This is a genomic window from Alicyclobacillus shizuokensis NBRC 103103 (assembly GCF_001552255.1).
Classification (GTDB): Bacteria; Bacillota; Bacilli; order Alicyclobacillales; family Alicyclobacillaceae; genus Alicyclobacillus_G; species Alicyclobacillus_G shizuokensis.
In genome coordinates this window covers 1-15,464 of record NZ_BCQV01000003.1, presented here as the reverse complement: position 1 = coordinate 15,464, position 15,464 = coordinate 1, and the positions used below count along the sequence as shown (strand labels likewise).

Below are 15,464 nucleotides of genomic sequence, written 5' to 3'. Positions count from 1 at the left end.
TTATTTCATCCCTTTTCCTGCTGATCGTATTCCAACTGTGGATTATGCCGAAGATCATACAAATACAGAGCACCGAGAATAAGTGGACTGAGTAAAGGCACTAAGACAAACCAGAAGTACAGCAACGGCATACCGAGCACAGTCGGTTTTACGTGATTCATACAAAGCGCGGTCATTCCCACGTACAGAAAGACAATCAGAACCACGGTAACGAGCCACATCGCTATTACACGCTTCATTGACTATTCCTCCGAATTATTCCTCCGCGTTTTATCTGAGCTGATGACGAGATAGACGTCAACGTATTGTGGCTGCATCCTTGAATTGCAGAGATATCCATAGAGGCAACAAATTCATGCCAAATCGGGATACATCAAGACAGGATTGCGGAATGCATAGTAAACAAATAGTATATTTAGGGTTTACGATCAGAAAGTATATGATATTTATTTAGGGTCTGCTGAACGAGTCTTTCTGCGAGATTCGACGGCACTTGGCTTGTATGCTGTTGTATGGCGTCTTGGCCTGCCGCCAAACGTCACGCGAGCAACGGTCCCCTGCCCGACACACCAATCGTCATAAGTCTGTACAAAATAGCACAAAAAAGCAGGCGAAGCCGCCGCTCCAGGTTCATCACCAGCAGTTGCAAGGCAATCACCGTTTCACTGGTTTCTCGCAGACGTGCACGGATCAGGCCGAGCCCATACAGGCGCTTGCCTTCGCCAATCTTGCCTTCAATCTCGTTGCGCTCCGCTGCATCCTGCTGCTCGATTCGCTTTTGTTCCACCGCCAAGGACCGCGATGGCCGCCCCAATGCTGGCCCGCTCAACCGGATGCCCCGTTCCTTGCAATAGCGCAGGTTCTCCCGGGTTCGGTACGCCTTGTCGGCCAGCACGGTTTCCGGATAACAACCATACCTCTCCCTGTACGCTTCCACCGCCGCCTGCAACGTCAGACCCTCGTGGAAGTTGTTCCACTCCAACCGTTCCAGCCTCACATACCCATTCACGAGGCTCACTGCCACCTTGGCCCCGAACTCCACATTGGCCCGCGCTTTGCCTCGAACGATTGGACGCACATGCGGCTGCGAGATGCTCACGATGCGGTCTTCAATGCGATGCGTGCACTTGCGATACATTTCCTCTTGCTGTCGGTGCAGCTCGCAAATCACGAGAAGTTGATGGTACTGACGCCAGCTGAGTACGCTCAGCCCGACTTCATCTTTCAACCGCGCAATGATGCGCAGGTCCCTGGCCACAAACCGCAGCTGCTTGCCAATCGCCTTGCGAAGCACCCTCGAACTCACACGACGCTGTTTGGCCACGGCCAGGTACGCTTTGCGTGCCTTCTCACGGTACGTCCGTGGCTTGCGCTTACCGCCTTTCCGTGCTGCATGCAGGACGTCGATGATTTCCTCCAGTTTCTCACGCGCCTCGTTGAGCAGCGACAGGTCTGTGGGATAAGCGATGTCTGCCGGCGCACACGTCGCATCCAAAAGGAGCTTGCCTTGATTTCCGGTTTCTTGGGTATTCTCAGCACGCACTTCCGTCGCATGTGTGTCCGCCTCAGACCCGGAACCACCGTCCTGATCATCCGAATCAGCGTGGTCATCGTCTTGTTCCTCGGCAATCCATTCGTTGACCTGGTTGATGATGTCACTGCCTAGCCGCTTGCGGAAGTGCGTCATCAGGGAAGGGTGGAACGGCGGCTTCTGTTGGAACTCCGGAAGTCCGATGAAGTACTGCAGATACGGGTTCTCCGTGATCTGCTGGCCCGTCTCCCGGTCACTGAGACCTAACCGTTCCTGAATAATGAGGGCGCCAAGCGCCATACGGACTGGATACGCCTCTTGACCCATCGTCCGGGATTTGAACTGTTCTCCGTAGTGTTTTTCCACTTTCCGCCACGGGATCACCTGCGCAAGCTTGACCCAGCGATTATCCTCATTCAACTTCCCACCGAACGGAAGGAAGAAATCACCTGGCAAAATAAGTTGGTTCTCCCTCGCGCGGAACATCGATCTGTCCTCCATGTGCAAGGATTTTGCGCTCCTGTCTACAAAAACCCTTGCACATAAATTCGCGTCCAGGGTCCAAAAATCCTGGCCGGTAAAGGACTTTCCGTTCGTTCAGCAGACCCTATTTACTTTCGTCAATAACCTCTTAGGTTATTTCGAACCTGACATGGACAGTTGAAGTTGTGTCTGTAAAAAGGGATGGTACACAAAATGAGCCCTCCGCCCCTCTTGGGTAGAATGTGGGATGCGCTATGGCTGGTGTTGTGAGCGGATGACCAGCTTCTTCACACGAATATCGAAATCCCGTAACTGCAGGAAGCCGAGAGCTGTGCATCAGAACAATACAGGGTTCCATTTTCCACGGGAATAAATCTTTCGTTGCTCATGACGGAGGACGGATCTTGTGCGTATCAACAACGGCTTCACATCCACGCGAGCATTGATGCAGATTCCCTAAAAATGTCGTATAAGACTCCTTCGATCATGCACCCGATCGTGCCTCACCTGCCTGCCGTGCCATGTGTGCACATACTTCTCTGCGCTCCCTACAATGACCCAAAGCCACGCGCAACTGTTTGCTACATGACCCGTCTCCAGACAACCTCCCCCTTGACTCCCCACCTCCAACCCGCTATCATCTCTCGTGACCACATGGTCACGGCAGCTGCATCATCACCCTTTTGCAGGTCAGACCATCGGCCGCCGGCCATCGCCCTCGTGACCGAGCCAGGCCTGGTCCAGGCCGCAACCCATCCAGAACTGGAGGTGACACGTGTGCCCTCTCCGCAGTTTTTGAACCTACCCATGGAGAAACAAGGGCAGATTGTCCAGGCGAGTCTCCGAGAGTTCGCGGAGAACGGGTATGACCGGGCTTCGACCAACCGCATCGTGGAGCAGGCCAGGATTTCCAAGGGAGTGCTGTTCAAGTACTTCGAAGACAAAGAATCCCTGTTCCTGTATGTTGTGGAGATTGCGCTCAAAGCTTATGTCAATGCGTTTCCTGCAGAGGACGCGCCATCCTTCGACGATCCGTTTCATTGGTTGAAGGAAGTCACCATGCGCAAAATCCGATTCAGCCAAGAGCACCCACTCATCTATCGGTTTTTGGTGCGAATAGCCAAAGAACCGGAACACCCTGTATACGCGAAGGTAATGGACGCCATCACCGCCACGACGCAGCAATATATGGCCCAGGTCGCGGCGCTGCTCCCTCCGGGCAAGCTGCGCGACGGGCTGCGGTGGGAACAGGTCTTCTTCATCGTTGAATGCATGACGCGAGGGTTTCGGGAGGCGTACATCAGCCAAATTCCGGACGCAGTGGATGAGAACTTCGAGGCATCCTTTCAGCGGCTGCACGACGAGCTGGACGTGTACCTGGACATCATCAAGCGCGGTGTATACAAGGAGGTCCATCAACAGTGATACGTCTCCGCCAAGTCACCAAGAGATTTCGGAGTGGCCGGGGCATCTTCGACCTGTCCCTCGACATCCAAAAGGGGGAGGTCTTTGGCTACCTGGGACCGAACGGGGCGGGAAAGTCCACGACCCTCCGCATCCTCATGGGATTTCTCCGTCCGGATTCCGGCGCCGCCACCGTTGGCCAGCATGATTGTTGGCAGGAAGCGACGCGGGTACATGAGATGGTTGGATACCTGCCCGGCGAGTTGAGCTTCATGGAAGGTATGAACGGGATGAGGTTTCTGCGTCTGCTTGGAGGGATGAGGAAACTCCAGGATGTGACGCGACGAGACGAACTCATAGAGCGGTTTGAACTCGACGTCCGCATGCCGATTCCAAAAATGTCAAAGGGGACGAAACAAAAACTGGGCATCGTGGCTGCCTTCATGCACCGACCTGAAGTCTTGATCCTGGATGAGCCGACATCCGGGCTGGATCCGCTGATGCAACAGCGGTTTCTGGAACTGGTTGAGGAGGAGGAGCGGCGGGGCGCCACCGTCTTGCTGTCCTCGCACCTGTTTCCGGAAGTGGAGCGCGTCTGCGACAGGGTCGGCATCCTCAAGGACGGGCGGATTGTCGCCGTGGAAGACGTGAAAGACCTGCGCGCCCACCAACGCAGGGTGTTCACGGTGCAGCTGGCGGGCCGGGAAGACGTGCAGAAGCTGCAGAGAACGGGATGTCGAATCGTGCAAACGCGAGGCGACGAAATCGACATCGAGGTGCGAGGGGATTACAACCGCTTCGTCAAAGCCCTGTCCCAGTGCGACGTCACAGGCATGACCACCCGGGATTTGGGATTGGAGGAGATCTTCATGCACTATTACGCTGGACAGGAGGCGTTATAAGTGAGCGCGGCTCTTTTCCGAACCACCCTGAAGATCCATACGCCTACAATCCTGAGTTACGCACTGGGCACGAGCGTCTATCTGTGGCTCTTTATCGGCGTGTATCCGTCGCTGGCCAAGTCGTCGGCGCTCAACTCCCTGTTGCAAAGTTTGCCGCCCGGGATGCTGCAGGTCATCGGGTACCAATCCGGCGTCTCGCAAGTGGGAGACTTCCTCGCGGGCGAATTTTACGGACTCATCTACTTGATTATCCTCGCCATCTATACCGTGACGACAGCCACCAAACTCATGGCGCGCAGTGTAGACAACGGATCGATGGCGTATCTGTTAACCTGTCCGTGTTCACGGTCTTCCAGCCGCAGGACCTGATTCACGGGCGTGGTCCCGTTGTCTCCACCTCACTCTGGCTCGCCCTCGCAGCCGCGGCGCTGTTTGCCGTCGCCGTCGCTGGCTTCCGCCGGCGAGAGATGTCGCTGTAGGTGACGAATCAAGTGAGCTGCACAGGCACGGGGTCGCCCAGCTCAAGCCGGTCGGCCTCGACCCGGCATCCGTAGGCCAGGACACGAACCCCGTGCCGCGCGGCAAGCCTTTCCGAAAAACGCGTCGGGGGAGAATCATTCCTTCCTCGGCGCCAATCCGTGCATGATGAAATTCACCACACGCTCAATCTCTTCCTCATCGTTCCAATCATGCTCCGGAAAGAGATAGCAGCGCGTGAAAATGTAGCCCATGATGGCGGACACACTCATTCGCAGAAGAGCGAACGGGGGCATTTCGATGAGATCCCCGCGGGACTGAAAATGCGTGATGATGCGCTTCAGGCGCTCGCCGACCTGGGGGAACAGCTGCTCCTTGAACTGGCTTTGCAGCTCGGGATGAAACGGGATCTCATGCAGCATGATCTTCACAATCGGCGCGTGTTTGACAACAAACTCCAACCTGTTGCGCATCATCGCCCGCAGAAAGTCCTCAAACTGCTCGTATTCCGTATCCAGGACTTGGTGCAAATCGCGAAGCACGAACGGCGCGACGAGCTTCGACATCACAGGCGCGACTATGGACAAGAGGAGGTCTTTCTTCGTTTTGTAGTGACGGAAAATCGTGCCCTCCGCCACACCGGCTCGCTGGGCGATCTCGCTTGTCGACGTCGACGCGTACCCTTTGTCCGCAAAAATGTCCACGGCGGCCTGAATGATTTTGATCTGCTTTTCCGTCATCTTCTCTTCTTCATCGGTGAGACGAAGCAGGGAAGACAGCCACTGTTCCATCTCCTCAGCCATGGCTTCACCCCCATCACCGGCTACACGTGCCGATACTTGCGCAACGTCAACACGTTCAGCACCATGAAAACGAGCGAGAACGCCAGCAGCACGGCCAAATCCATCACGATGTCAGTAAACCCTTTGCCCCGAATCATCACGTTTCGCATGGCGTCTGCGCCGTAGTAGAGGGGCATGATCTTGCTCAGCCAACGGAGCCACACCGCCATGGTATCAATGTTGAACAGCCCAGAAAAGAACACCTGCGGTACGATGACCAGCGGGATGAACTGCATCATTTGAAACTCAGAGTTGGCGAACGACGATAGAAACGTCCCCAGCGTCAGCGCGGTGATAGACAAAAGCAGGGTGATCAACAACAGGTTGATGAGCCTTCCATTCATCATCATGCCCAGGATGTCGACACAAAACCATGCTATCAAAATGGCCTGGATGGTGGTGAACAACCCAAATCCGGCGACGTAGCCCGCCACGATTTCCCAACGCCGAATCGGCGTGGCCACGAGGCGCTGAAGTGTGCCCGTGGTGCGCTCCTTCAGGAAGGAGATCCCCGCAACCAGAAAGACAAAGAAGAACGCAAAGAAACCAATGAGGACAGGGCCGAAGTTGTCAAAGGATGACATCTTGGCCGATCCGTACAGATACGTGATTTTGGGCTGGATGCCGGTTGGGCCGGGCGAGGAGGCCTCGGCCATTTGTTGAAGATCGAGGAGAATCGCCTTGTTCTTGGACGGATCGCTGCCTTCCAAAACGACAGCGGGCCTTCCGTCTTGCCAGCTGATGTAGGCGTCGATGGTCTGCGTCTTCAATGCCTCAAGCGCGCTGTTCGTTGACGAATACGAAACCAGGCTCACGTCCTCCTGGGCCAGGCGCTGCGTCACCATCGCCGGCACATCGACGGTGCCGATTTTGGGCTTATAGGTGTTGCCGTTGAAAACGAGAGAAACAAGGGTCAGAATCAGGATGGGCGCCACCAGCATCAGCATCAGGGTCCGTTTGTCATGCAGGAATTGACGCCAAATCCGGACAACCAGGGCGCAAACCCTCATCCCCGAACACCTCCAAAGGCGAGGAACGCCTCTTCAATTGTCGTCACGTTTGTGCTTGCCTTCAGCTCGCCTGGTGTGCCGACGGCAATCAGCCGTCCGTCCCGCAGCATACCCAGACGATGACATTTCTCCGCCTCGTCCATGACATGGGTTGTGACCAAGATGGTCGTTCCGGATTGACTCATGTCCCGCAATTCATTCCAGATGGACACGCGCAAGGCGGGATCGATGCCAACCGTCGGCTCGTCCAAAATGAGAATCCGCGGCCGATGGAGCATCGCGATGGCCAGGGACAGCCGCCGTTTCATCCCGCCAGAATACGTCGACACCCGCTTTTTCATGGAATCGGTGAGGTGGACAAGCTCCATGACTTCCTCGATTCGACGCCTGCGTCCCCTGCCCCTCAGGCCGAACAAGGATGCGAAAAAGTCCAGATTCTCTTTCGCGGTAAGCTCTGCGTACAGCGCGTCCGATTGCGCCATGTATCCTATTTTTCCCAACATGTCGAGCCGGGGCATCTGTACCCCGCCGACGACCACCGTTCCACTCGTAGGCCGATCGATTCCAGCCATGAGCTTGACCAGCGTCGTCTTTCCCGATCCGCTGGGGCCCAACAGCCCGAATATCTCTGCGGGCTTGACTTCAAAATCGATGTCTTGCAGCACCAGCCTCTTGCCAAACTTGCGGTCCACGTGGCTGACCTGGATTCCCCATCCTTCTTCGCGGCTCCCTTTGCCGAACATGTCATCCGCCCCTTTAAAGTGAGTAATCACTCACTAACGAGATACCACACAGGCGTGTCTTTCGCAATACCGATGAAAGATGCAGCCACGGGATGCATGAAGCCCGTGGCCAGGATGAGGATGCCCATGATGCCCGGTTCCGCACCGTACACCATTGACGCGATGTATATCATTGTGATATATCTATATGAGAATAAATCTATACTTCACGTGAAGGAGGTGTCCTGGTGTACGAACTCGTCATTCTTGGCTTCCTGATGCGCTCCGTTTCACACGGGTACCGTATCGTGAAAATCATTAACGACATTATTGGTCCATATGCCAAGTTGAGCAGCGGCAGGCTATATCCTTTGTTCGAAAAACTAGCCAGAGATGGACAGATTGAAGCAACAAACGCGCAAGGCAAGGGCACGAGGCAGCGGGAATATATCATCACGGAGAAAGGAAAGCAGCGGTTTCATCAGTTGATGATGGACACGGTGTCAAATCCGGGCGAGTACAAAAAGCTTTTCCAAATGAAAATGGTATTTTGGGACCTCATCGAACCCAATGAGCAACTGTACTTGCTTGATCATTACCGGAACTATTGCCAGACCCACATTTTTCACCTCGACCACGAAATCGAGGACTTGCAAAACCGTCACAGAGACATTGGCGATTATGTGGAATCATCGATCAGCGTGATGACACACATCAAAGCAGAGTGGGAATTGGAACTTGAGTGGGTTGAGAAGATGAAGCAGGGTACAGAAGGAGCGAACTAAGAGATGAACACAGAAAAAGTGAAATCGCACAAGTGGTGGGCTTTAACGGCAGTTTGCTTTGGATTGTTCATGGCCCTGCTCGACGTCACCATTGTCAATGTGGCATTGCCGACGATTCAAGCAAGCCTCAATGCCCCCTTCTCGGACCTGGAATGGGTCATTGACGCGTATGCCCTTTCCTTCGCGGTTGTGCTCATCACCTCATCGCGCCTTGGAGACATCCTTGGGCGAAAGAAGGTCTTCATCACCGGGTTGTTTATTTTCAGTCTCGGTTCTCTGTTTTGCGCCCTTTCCGGCGATTTTACGTTCCTTACAATGTCGCATATCGCGACGCTGAATCTGTCCCGTGCCATCCAAGGCCTCGGAGCATCGGCGATGATGCCACTATCCCTCTCTATCATCTCGACTGAATTTCATGGGAAAGAGCGCGGCGCGGCCTTCGGCATTTGGGGCGGAGTATCGGGCCTAGCCACGGCAGTTGGACCTCTCGTGGGTGGTATCCTTGTCCTGAAAGTCAACTGGCAATCGATTTTCTACATCAATGTGCCGATTGGCGTTATCGGAATTTTGCTGTCGCTGTGGGCCATCCGTGAATCGAAGGAAGAACGGGCCGCTCATTTCATAGACGTGTTCGGGCTCATCACGCTCACGGTCAGCATGCTGTGCCTTGTGCTTGCCCTGCTGCAAGGCAACGAAAAGGGCTGGTCTTCCGGGTACATCCTGACCTTGCTGATTGTCGCTGCGGTTTTCCTTGTGGTTTTCATTGTCGGAGAAATGCGCATCAAAAACCCGATGATTGATCCGCGGCTCTTTAAAAATCCGAGTTTCACAGGTTCGGCCATTGCTGCCTTCACCTTAAGCGCAGGGCTCTACTCCCTGTTCTTCTATTTGACATTGTTCCTGCAGAATTACTTGGGATTTGACTCCCTTCAGGCGGGACTTCGGACTTTGCCGATGAGTGCACTCGTCTTGCTTGGCGCGCCCCTCGCCGGAAGATTGACAGACAAATTCGGACCCAAGTGGTTCCTGGTCATTGCCCTTGCGTTGCTATCGATCGCGGTATTCCTCATGACCCGCATCTCGCCCGTCGACACCAAGGCGGATTGGATCGTACTGCTTCCATCCTTCATCATCGCCGGAATTGCGAATGGGATGGTCAATCCTCCCCTCTCCAGCATCGCGATGGGCACCGTCCACCCCACCCAGATTGGAATGGCGTCGGGCGTGAACAATGTGAGCCGTCAAATCGGGATCGCGTTCGGAATCGCTTTTCTGGGCGCCATGCTGACCACCCGGTACAACCACTCCGTGCAGGGCATGGTGAACGCCCTTAGCGTCCCTGGATTGACGGAAGCCGCGAAGCAGAACATGATTGCAGGCGTGCAAAAGGCCGGTACGATTGCTGGAAGTATGGGATTGCCGAGTTCCTCACCAGAGGCCGCTCCGTATGTACACAATCCCGCGTTTCCAACGCTCCAGCACATCGCCCGCACTTCCTTCATTCACGGGACGGTTGATGTTCTGGTGATGGCAGGAAGTATCCTGGCAATCGGTGCACTCTTGTGTCTGATCTTGATTCGCGACAAGGACATGGTCCGTGTTCCGCATGCACCTGAGCGTCAGCCGGAATGACAGGAGGTCCGGTCACACAAAGGTTTTCGAGGGGGACCACGGCTCCCCCTCGAACCTGTTGATGCTTTGTGAGGTCCCCGAAAGCACCCCAAGAACTCCAGATGAGGAATGTCCACGCCAGTGCGAGCGATGGCGTCGACAAGTCTCTTATTGTTCAACCCTTCTTCTCGGCGACAACGGCGATTTCATTCAACTGCCGAAGAAGTGCCCGTACGTTCACATGAATGTATCTCCTTTCACACAAACTGCCGCTGTATTCTTCACACTTAGTGAATCACAGCGGCAGTTCAAATTTAGTTTGGTTCGTTGTGGAGCGGGTGAGGGGAATCGAACCCCCGCTACCAGCTTGGAAGGCTGGAGTTCTACCATTGAACTACACCCGCATATCTTTCCGGACAAACTGCGTACCTGTGTAGGTTACTTCCGTACAGGCCCTTCCCGAGCCAGTCCCCTTCAATGCCTCCACAGTTACCCTTCTATTTTACCCAGACTTCGCCTCCTATGCAACTGCCTGTTTGAGACTTTTTCAATCATCACCGCCTATACTCCAGAATAACAAGCCCATGGTGCCTCGAGGAGGCGAAATGGATGGCGAAATCCACCGACTTGAAATCGGATCGAAAACAGCGAAGCGCGCTGCGCGCGCGACTGCTGTCTGTCTTCACCTGGGGCACGGTTATCACCAGTGTCGCCGGTTTTTTCACCATTTGGTACAACATCCACCAATCCGCAGAGGCCAGCCCCGTATCCTCTACCACGGCCAGCCGCGACGCGGGCGCCCACTCGCATAGGAACTCAAGCACAGGTTCCGGCGGTGATGGCGCGAGTTCAGGAGCCCAATCTGGCGGCGGAACTGAACCAGGGTCGCAATTTGGGTCGTCTGGGTCAGAAGAGTCCGGGAACTATGGCTACGGCGACGGGTATGGTCACCACCACGGGTCTTATGGTGACAACTATGGCAGCTCCGGCGGGTCCGGGCTGTTTGACGGCGGCGGACAAGGCAGTGCCGGCATCAGCCCTGGAAACCATTCGGATGTTCAGTCGCACGCGTCGTGAGGCCGACCATGCACACGAGGACGTTCTCCGCCATGGGGACGACGGCGGAAATCGCCATCGCGCCACCGTCCATCGAGGTAGAGTCCATCGAGACAGATCTCGAGACTGTACTGGACACAACGGAATCCATCATCCGTGAGCACGAAGGGCGGCTCTCGCGGTTCCGGTCGGACAGTGACGTCGCCCGGGTCAACGCGCGGCTCGGGACATGGGTACCCGTGCACCCCGCGACGGCACGCGTGGCGGCCTTGGCCGTCGAAGGATTCGAGGCGACGGCTGGCCTCTTCAACCCCTGCCTCGGCACATGGTTGGAGAGCCTGGGCTATGCGGTGTCGTTCGACATGCTGCCCTCCCCCTCGGAGGATCCGGTACCCACGCTGCCACCCGCATCAGGCGCGGCTTGCCCGCTCGAGGTTCGTGAATCGGAACGACGCGTTCGGGTGGCGCCTGGCTACAAGCTGGACCTGGGAGGGCTCGCCAAAGGGTGGATTGTGGAGCAGGCCGCCCTGTATCTGCGCAGCCACGGCGTTCACGACTTTATCGTCAGCGCGGGCGGTGACATGGTCTGCTCCGGGCGACACGGCGAGCGGCCGTGGCAAGTCGGCATCGCAGATCCACAGGAGCCTGCACGGACGCTGTTGACGCTCGATGTGGACAATCTCTCGCTGGCGACCAGCGGTACCTACCGCCGCCGCTGGCAACGAGCAGGCGCCACTCTGCACCACCTCATCGATCCGCGCACAGGCCGGCCGGCGGAAACCGACGTGGTCTCTTGCAGCGTCCTTCACCCGCGGTTGGCGGCGGCCGAGGTGCTGGCCAAGGCCGCCCTCCTCCTCGGCAGCACCGATGGGATGCCTTGGCTGCGCCGTCACGCGCCTGACGGCTGGGTGATTGTGACCAAACACGGAAGGGTGATTCACGCTTGGAACTGGTAAATGAACGGCAGACACCTGCCCTGTTGAGCGCGGGCTTGTTTCTGTTCTTGATGATCACCGGATCGTACGGATTGGCGCACGTATTGTACCACACACAGGCGGGTACCAATCAGTTCTTTTGGTACATGGAGCGGGCGGCTGGTTTCACGGTGTACGAACTGCTGGCCGCGAGCGTGCTGCTCGGCATGGCCAGCGCCAGCGGGCTGTGGGATAGGTGGCGGGCGCGCAAATTAGCGACGGACCTGCACCAGTTCATCGCCCTTTTTCTGCTGGCATTTCTCGCTCTGCACCTGTGGGGACTGCACGAGGATACGACTATCCCTTTCTCTTTGCAACGCCTCTTGCTTCCGTTCGTTTCGTCGTACCGGCCGCTGCCGGTGGCGCTCGGGGTCCTAGGAATGTACGGCGTCCTCGTCCTGATTCTCACCTCGTATCTGCGCCCGATGATTGGACCCAAGGTGTGGCGGACCATCCACTACCTGTCCATCCCGGTGTTCATCCTGGTCACGCTGCACGGCCTGCTGAGCGGCACCGATGCCGGCAGCCACTGGGCACTCGTACTGTACAGCGTACCGTGGGCGCTGTTCCTCGTGTTGCTGGTGCTCCGGACGCGGCGGCGGCGCACAACCCGTCCTGCATAATTCCCGATGCCAACCGCTTCGTAACGATTGTACCCGATTTCGGCATCTTCCCATATGTGTCGTTTCGCTTCTTCACGCGTGTCCACATTCCCTCGCGCCAGACCGCCTCACCGGGTCGCATGTGACGAGCGGATCGACAGCCACCTTTGTTTAGGCGCTCGAATGCTTCGCAGGGGAATCCCCTGCACGCTGAAGGACGCGCAGGGACGGCTGGCCGGAAGGCACCTCACACTGGTACAAAATTTGCTTATTGGCACCCGAAGGCAGGCGGATGTCTCCCACCGAGTACACCGTCCAGGTGAGCCTCTCCGGCGTCAGCTCCAGGATACAGTAACCATGCTCCGTGGTATTTAACCATTTTATCCACGGGTTTTCGCGGCTGATGACACGGGAGACCTCCTGCAAGAACCGTTCGATGTATTCGTGCGCCCCGTCCTGCAGCGGCTTCCACACGTGCTGGACCAGCTTCTTTGCGACAGAGGGAGGAAAGGGCAAGCCACGGGCCGGACGGGCGAACAACACCTGCTCCACGGTTTCTTTGAGATTGGCCGACGTGACCGATCCGGTCGTCAACTCGACCCCAAGGTTCTTCCCGGGACGCACGGAGGAAAAGTGGGACGGTATCAGGCTGGCTTCAAAAGCATGCATATCCCCCGTGAGGACGACGAAGTTTTTGACTCTCGCCGCCTGAATTTTCCTCAACAGCCAGGCACGCTCTGCGGAATACCCGTCCCAGGCGTCCAGGTTCCAATAGAGGCCAAGCAGCTTCAGCTGGGTAAAGTGCACCTCATTCAGCCACAGCTTCCACACGGCGGGCGAGTTGGCCAGGCAATCCACGAGCCACTCCCGCTGGTTACAGACCCCAGCCCCGAGCATCGACTGGCTGGGGCTGAACATCTGCGGGCACCCGGGCGTCAGATAGCGCTGTCCCATCACTTTCGATCCACACGGATGCGGGCTCCGGTAGAGTCGTTCGTCGGTCAGGATGAGCTCCGCTAGGTTGCCCACCCGCAACGATCTGTAGAGCCGGAATGAAGCGGCATCTTGCTGCGCGGCCAGAGGGATGCGCACGGGCATGTATTCCAGCCACGCTTGCGTGGCAGCACGGCGCCGGTCGCCGTCGGCTTCCAGGCCGTCGTCGGGCGCCACGTCCACGTAGCCGTCGTTGGCAAATTCGTGATCATCCCACACCGCGACCATCGCGTGCCGTTCGTGCAACGCCTGCAGGTCTGCGTCCGCCCGGTACGTCTGGTACAAGCTGCGATAATCCGCCAGCGTCGTAGCTTTCAGCCTGCCGCCGGGGAGGCGCAACGCGCGGTCCGGCAGCGGGGCTTGAAACTTCGCGTCGGCGACGGATTCATAGATGTAATCGCCGAGATGGATGACCAAATCGACGTCCTCCTCGGCCAGGAACCGGTACGCGTGGTAGTACCCGTTGGTATAATCGGCGCAGGTAACATACCCCAGACGGAGGGACGAAAGCGGATCGCCCTGCGGCGGCAAGGTCTTGAACCGTCCCGGGCGGCTGACATGCCCGTCTTTGGTCACAAATCGGTAATAATACGTCGTCTTCGGATGCAGGCGTCCATCCAGATCGACCTTGACCACATTGTCGAAATCGCCGCAAATGGGGGCAAACCCTTTCAGCGCGGGTTGTTGGAACTGGGGGTCTCGGGCAACCTCAAACAGCACAAACCGGCCGCTGCGAATGGCCTGCGCCAGCATGTGGCGCCAAGCCCGCCGCGACGATGGCCGGCCCACCTCTTCCAGCCACTGTACGTGCCCTGGGGGAAGGCTGGCGGCACGCAGTCCACGGGAGACGGACGGATGGACCCGCGTCCAGAGGACGGCCCCGGTCGGCGTCGGATCTCCAGCAGCCACCGATTGCGGAAATCCCTCACCAGGCGATAGCCGCGGCAAGAACCCCCAATGGTGCAGCCCGAGACGGTTTGCCGCCACGTAGATAGACCCACTCGACCACGTTTTGACCGTTTTCCACGATCCGCTCGTCATATCGGCCACGCCCCTGATTTGACATGTTTCAGGTCCAGGTCCCCCTGATCCAGGGTTGGGCAGGAGTCGTTCTGAACGCTATACGATATTCGTCGGCTTCGAGCGTGGCGCATGACGGAACGCAAATCGATCACACACGGGAAGGTGGGAGACACCTGGCAGCAGGCACGGTTTCTTCACTCGCGGATGCAGCTCGCCTCACAGATGCAGCGTTGTGTTCAGGCTGGAACGTTGTGTTCAGGCTGTTGGATATGGAGCTCGGCCTCCACACCGAGGTCGAACGCCATGCTGGGCGAGTGGGAAGGGTATGAATAACGCCTTGTAGATTTCTTGTTGCTTGCCCGATTGTCAAAAGAGAAAAACCCTTGCCATGCAAGGGTTTCTGGGCTTCGGATGTTCGTTGTGGTGGGCCCACTAGGACTCGAACCTAGGACCAACCGGTTATGAGCCGGCCGCTCTAACCAACTGAGCTATGGGCCCAGTTTGGAGCGGAAGACGGGATTCGAACCCGCGACCCTCGCCTTGGCAAGGCGATGCTCTACCCCTGAGCCACTTCCGCCCATCAATGCACCGCACTACACAACGGACGCGACGCCTGACTACAGGCATTGATCAGTATAACACATAATGTGGCGCAGGACAATCATGTCACGGAATGTCAGGCCCAACGCATCTTGTTTTCCATATGGACTATATGGACTATCCTGGCGATACGACACCAAACCAAGGAGAGCCCCCCCATCACAACAAAACACCCGGGGAGAGCGGGGATGCTCTCCACCGGGTGCGGTGTCCTGCGCCTGGCAACCTCCTACTTTCCCAGGAGCTCCCGCTCCCAGTATCATCGGCGCTGGAGGGCTTAACTCTCGTGTTCGGTATGGGTACGCGTGGGTCCCCTCCGCCATCGTCACCAGACCTCTCCTTGACACCGACATAGCGAAGCGCTCCTCCCTCCACCCTCTGGTGAAGCCCTCGACCGATTCGTATCCGTCCGCTCCACGTGTCACCACGCTTCCACGCCGGACCGATCG

The 15,464-nt window shown here is 57.0% G+C and carries 14 protein-coding genes, 3 tRNA genes and 1 rRNA gene; 8 read left to right on the top strand and 10 right to left on the bottom strand.

From position 1 onward, the window contains the following. Positions 1-5: 5 nt before the first annotated feature. Complete coding sequence (locus tag ASH01S_RS01530; RefSeq protein WP_217994672.1) at positions 6-239, bottom strand: hypothetical protein; 234 nt, start codon at positions 237-239, stop codon at positions 6-8. Between the two features lie 299 nt (positions 240-538). Next, positions 539-2,017 (bottom strand): IS5 family transposase, encoded by a 1,479-nt coding sequence (locus tag ASH01S_RS01525; protein WP_067922354.1) that lies wholly within the window; start codon positions 2,015-2,017, stop codon positions 539-541. Between the two features lie 774 nt (positions 2,018-2,791). Between ASH01S_RS01525 and ASH01S_RS18760 the strand changes: the two genes are divergently transcribed. From ASH01S_RS18760 to ASH01S_RS01510, 3 genes are read left to right on the top strand one after another with little or no spacing between them, the layout of a single operon-like run. Next, positions 2,792-3,439 carry a TetR/AcrR family transcriptional regulator gene (locus ASH01S_RS18760; protein ID WP_067922351.1) on the top strand — a complete coding sequence of 216 codons (648 nt, stop codon included), beginning with the start codon at positions 2,792-2,794 and terminating at the stop codon, positions 3,437-3,439. Next, positions 3,436-4,320: an ABC transporter ATP-binding protein gene (locus ASH01S_RS01515; protein WP_067922348.1), complete on the top strand. Its 885-nt coding sequence runs from the start codon at positions 3,436-3,438 to the stop codon at positions 4,318-4,320. The genes ASH01S_RS18760 and ASH01S_RS01515 overlap by 4 nt, the downstream gene beginning before the upstream one ends. Then, complete coding sequence (locus ASH01S_RS01510; RefSeq protein ID WP_067922345.1) at positions 4,321-4,689, top strand: hypothetical protein; 369 nt, start codon at positions 4,321-4,323, stop codon at positions 4,687-4,689. Positions 4,690-4,934: 245 nt separating this feature from the next. Here ASH01S_RS01510 and ASH01S_RS01505 read toward each other — a convergent pair whose 3' ends face one another. Genes ASH01S_RS01505 through ASH01S_RS01495 form a run of 3 tightly spaced genes read right to left on the bottom strand, consistent with a single transcriptional unit; the run spans position 4,935 to position 7,392 of the window. Further along, positions 4,935-5,600, bottom strand: coding sequence for a TetR/AcrR family transcriptional regulator (locus ASH01S_RS01505; RefSeq protein WP_067922341.1), 666 nt, complete (start codon positions 5,598-5,600; stop codon positions 4,935-4,937). 20 nt (positions 5,601-5,620) lie between these two features. Further along, on the bottom strand, positions 5,621-6,649 hold the full coding sequence (locus ASH01S_RS01500) for an ABC transporter permease (protein ID WP_067922338.1): 1,029 nt from the start codon (positions 6,647-6,649) through the stop codon (positions 5,621-5,623). Then, entirely contained in the window at positions 6,646-7,392 is a 747-nt protein-coding gene (locus ASH01S_RS01495; RefSeq protein ID WP_067922331.1) for an ABC transporter ATP-binding protein, read from the bottom strand. Before ASH01S_RS01495 ends, ASH01S_RS01500 begins: the two co-directional genes overlap by 4 nt. Before the next feature lie 227 nt (positions 7,393-7,619). Between ASH01S_RS01495 and ASH01S_RS01490 the strand changes: the two genes are divergently transcribed. Next, positions 7,620-8,156 (top strand): PadR family transcriptional regulator, encoded by a 537-nt coding sequence (locus ASH01S_RS01490; protein ID WP_067922328.1) that lies wholly within the window; start codon positions 7,620-7,622, stop codon positions 8,154-8,156. A gap of 3 nt (positions 8,157-8,159) precedes the next feature. After that, positions 8,160-9,788, top strand: coding sequence for an MFS transporter (locus tag ASH01S_RS01485; protein ID WP_067922325.1), 1,629 nt, complete (start codon positions 8,160-8,162; stop codon positions 9,786-9,788). A gap of 309 nt (positions 9,789-10,097) precedes the next feature. Here ASH01S_RS01485 and ASH01S_RS01480 read toward each other — a convergent pair. Beyond that, positions 10,098-10,171 (bottom strand) — tRNA-Gly (locus ASH01S_RS01480). A gap of 205 nt (positions 10,172-10,376) precedes the next feature. On the opposite strand from ASH01S_RS01480, the gene ASH01S_RS01475 reads away from it, so the two are divergent. Genes ASH01S_RS01475 through ASH01S_RS01465 form a run of 3 tightly spaced genes read left to right on the top strand, consistent with a single transcriptional unit; the run spans position 10,377 to position 12,420 of the window. Then, a complete protein-coding gene (locus tag ASH01S_RS01475) occupies positions 10,377-10,844 on the top strand; it encodes a hypothetical protein (protein WP_067922322.1) in 468 nt (155 codons plus the stop codon). Between the two features lie 8 nt (positions 10,845-10,852). Next, positions 10,853-11,779: an FAD:protein FMN transferase gene (locus tag ASH01S_RS01470; protein WP_083516721.1), complete on the top strand. Its 927-nt coding sequence runs from the start codon at positions 10,853-10,855 to the stop codon at positions 11,777-11,779. Further along, entirely contained in the window at positions 11,767-12,420 is a 654-nt protein-coding gene (locus ASH01S_RS01465) for a ferric reductase-like transmembrane domain-containing protein (protein ID WP_067922316.1), read from the top strand. Before ASH01S_RS01470 ends, ASH01S_RS01465 begins: the two co-directional genes overlap by 13 nt. 150 nt (positions 12,421-12,570) lie before the next feature. Here ASH01S_RS01465 and ASH01S_RS01460 read toward each other — a convergent pair whose 3' ends face one another. From ASH01S_RS01460 to rrf, 4 genes are all read right to left on the bottom strand, one after another. Then, entirely contained in the window at positions 12,571-14,433 is a 1,863-nt protein-coding gene (locus ASH01S_RS01460) for an alkaline phosphatase D family protein (RefSeq protein WP_157066935.1), read from the bottom strand. Positions 14,434-14,836: 403 nt separating this feature from the next. Beyond that, a tRNA-Ile gene (locus ASH01S_RS01455) sits at positions 14,837-14,913 on the bottom strand. A gap of 4 nt (positions 14,914-14,917) precedes the next feature. Beyond that, positions 14,918-14,992 (bottom strand) — tRNA-Gly (locus ASH01S_RS01450). 239 nt (positions 14,993-15,231) lie between these two features. Then, positions 15,232-15,348 (bottom strand): 5S ribosomal RNA (rrf, locus tag ASH01S_RS01445). Positions 15,349-15,464 lie beyond the last annotated feature (116 nt).

What these genes read in the sequence shown, in the direction of transcription:
- ASH01S_RS01530 (WP_217994672.1), bottom strand. Translation starts at nt 239, where the DNA reads ATGAAGCGTGTAATAGCGATGTGGCTCGTTACCGTGGTTCTGATTGTC.
- ASH01S_RS01525 (WP_067922354.1), bottom strand. Translation starts at nt 2,017, where the DNA reads ATGTTCCGCGCGAGGGAGAACCAACTTATTTTGCCAGGTGATTTCTTC.
- ASH01S_RS01505 (WP_067922341.1), bottom strand. Translation starts at nt 5,600, where the DNA reads ATGGCTGAGGAGATGGAACAGTGGCTGTCTTCCCTGCTTCGTCTCACC.
- ASH01S_RS01500 (WP_067922338.1), bottom strand. Translation starts at nt 6,649, where the DNA reads ATGAGGGTTTGCGCCCTGGTTGTCCGGATTTGGCGTCAATTCCTGCAT.
- ASH01S_RS01495 (WP_067922331.1), bottom strand. Translation starts at nt 7,392, where the DNA reads ATGTTCGGCAAAGGGAGCCGCGAAGAAGGATGGGGAATCCAGGTCAGC.
- ASH01S_RS01485 (WP_067922325.1), top strand. Translation starts at nt 8,160, where the DNA reads ATGAACACAGAAAAAGTGAAATCGCACAAGTGGTGGGCTTTAACGGCA.
- ASH01S_RS01475 (WP_067922322.1), top strand. Translation starts at nt 10,377, where the DNA reads ATGGCGAAATCCACCGACTTGAAATCGGATCGAAAACAGCGAAGCGCG.
- ASH01S_RS01470 (WP_083516721.1), top strand. Translation starts at nt 10,853, where the DNA reads ATGCACACGAGGACGTTCTCCGCCATGGGGACGACGGCGGAAATCGCC.
- ASH01S_RS01460 (WP_157066935.1), bottom strand. Translation starts at nt 14,433, where the DNA reads ATGACGAGCGGATCGTGGAAAACGGTCAAAACGTGGTCGAGTGGGTCT.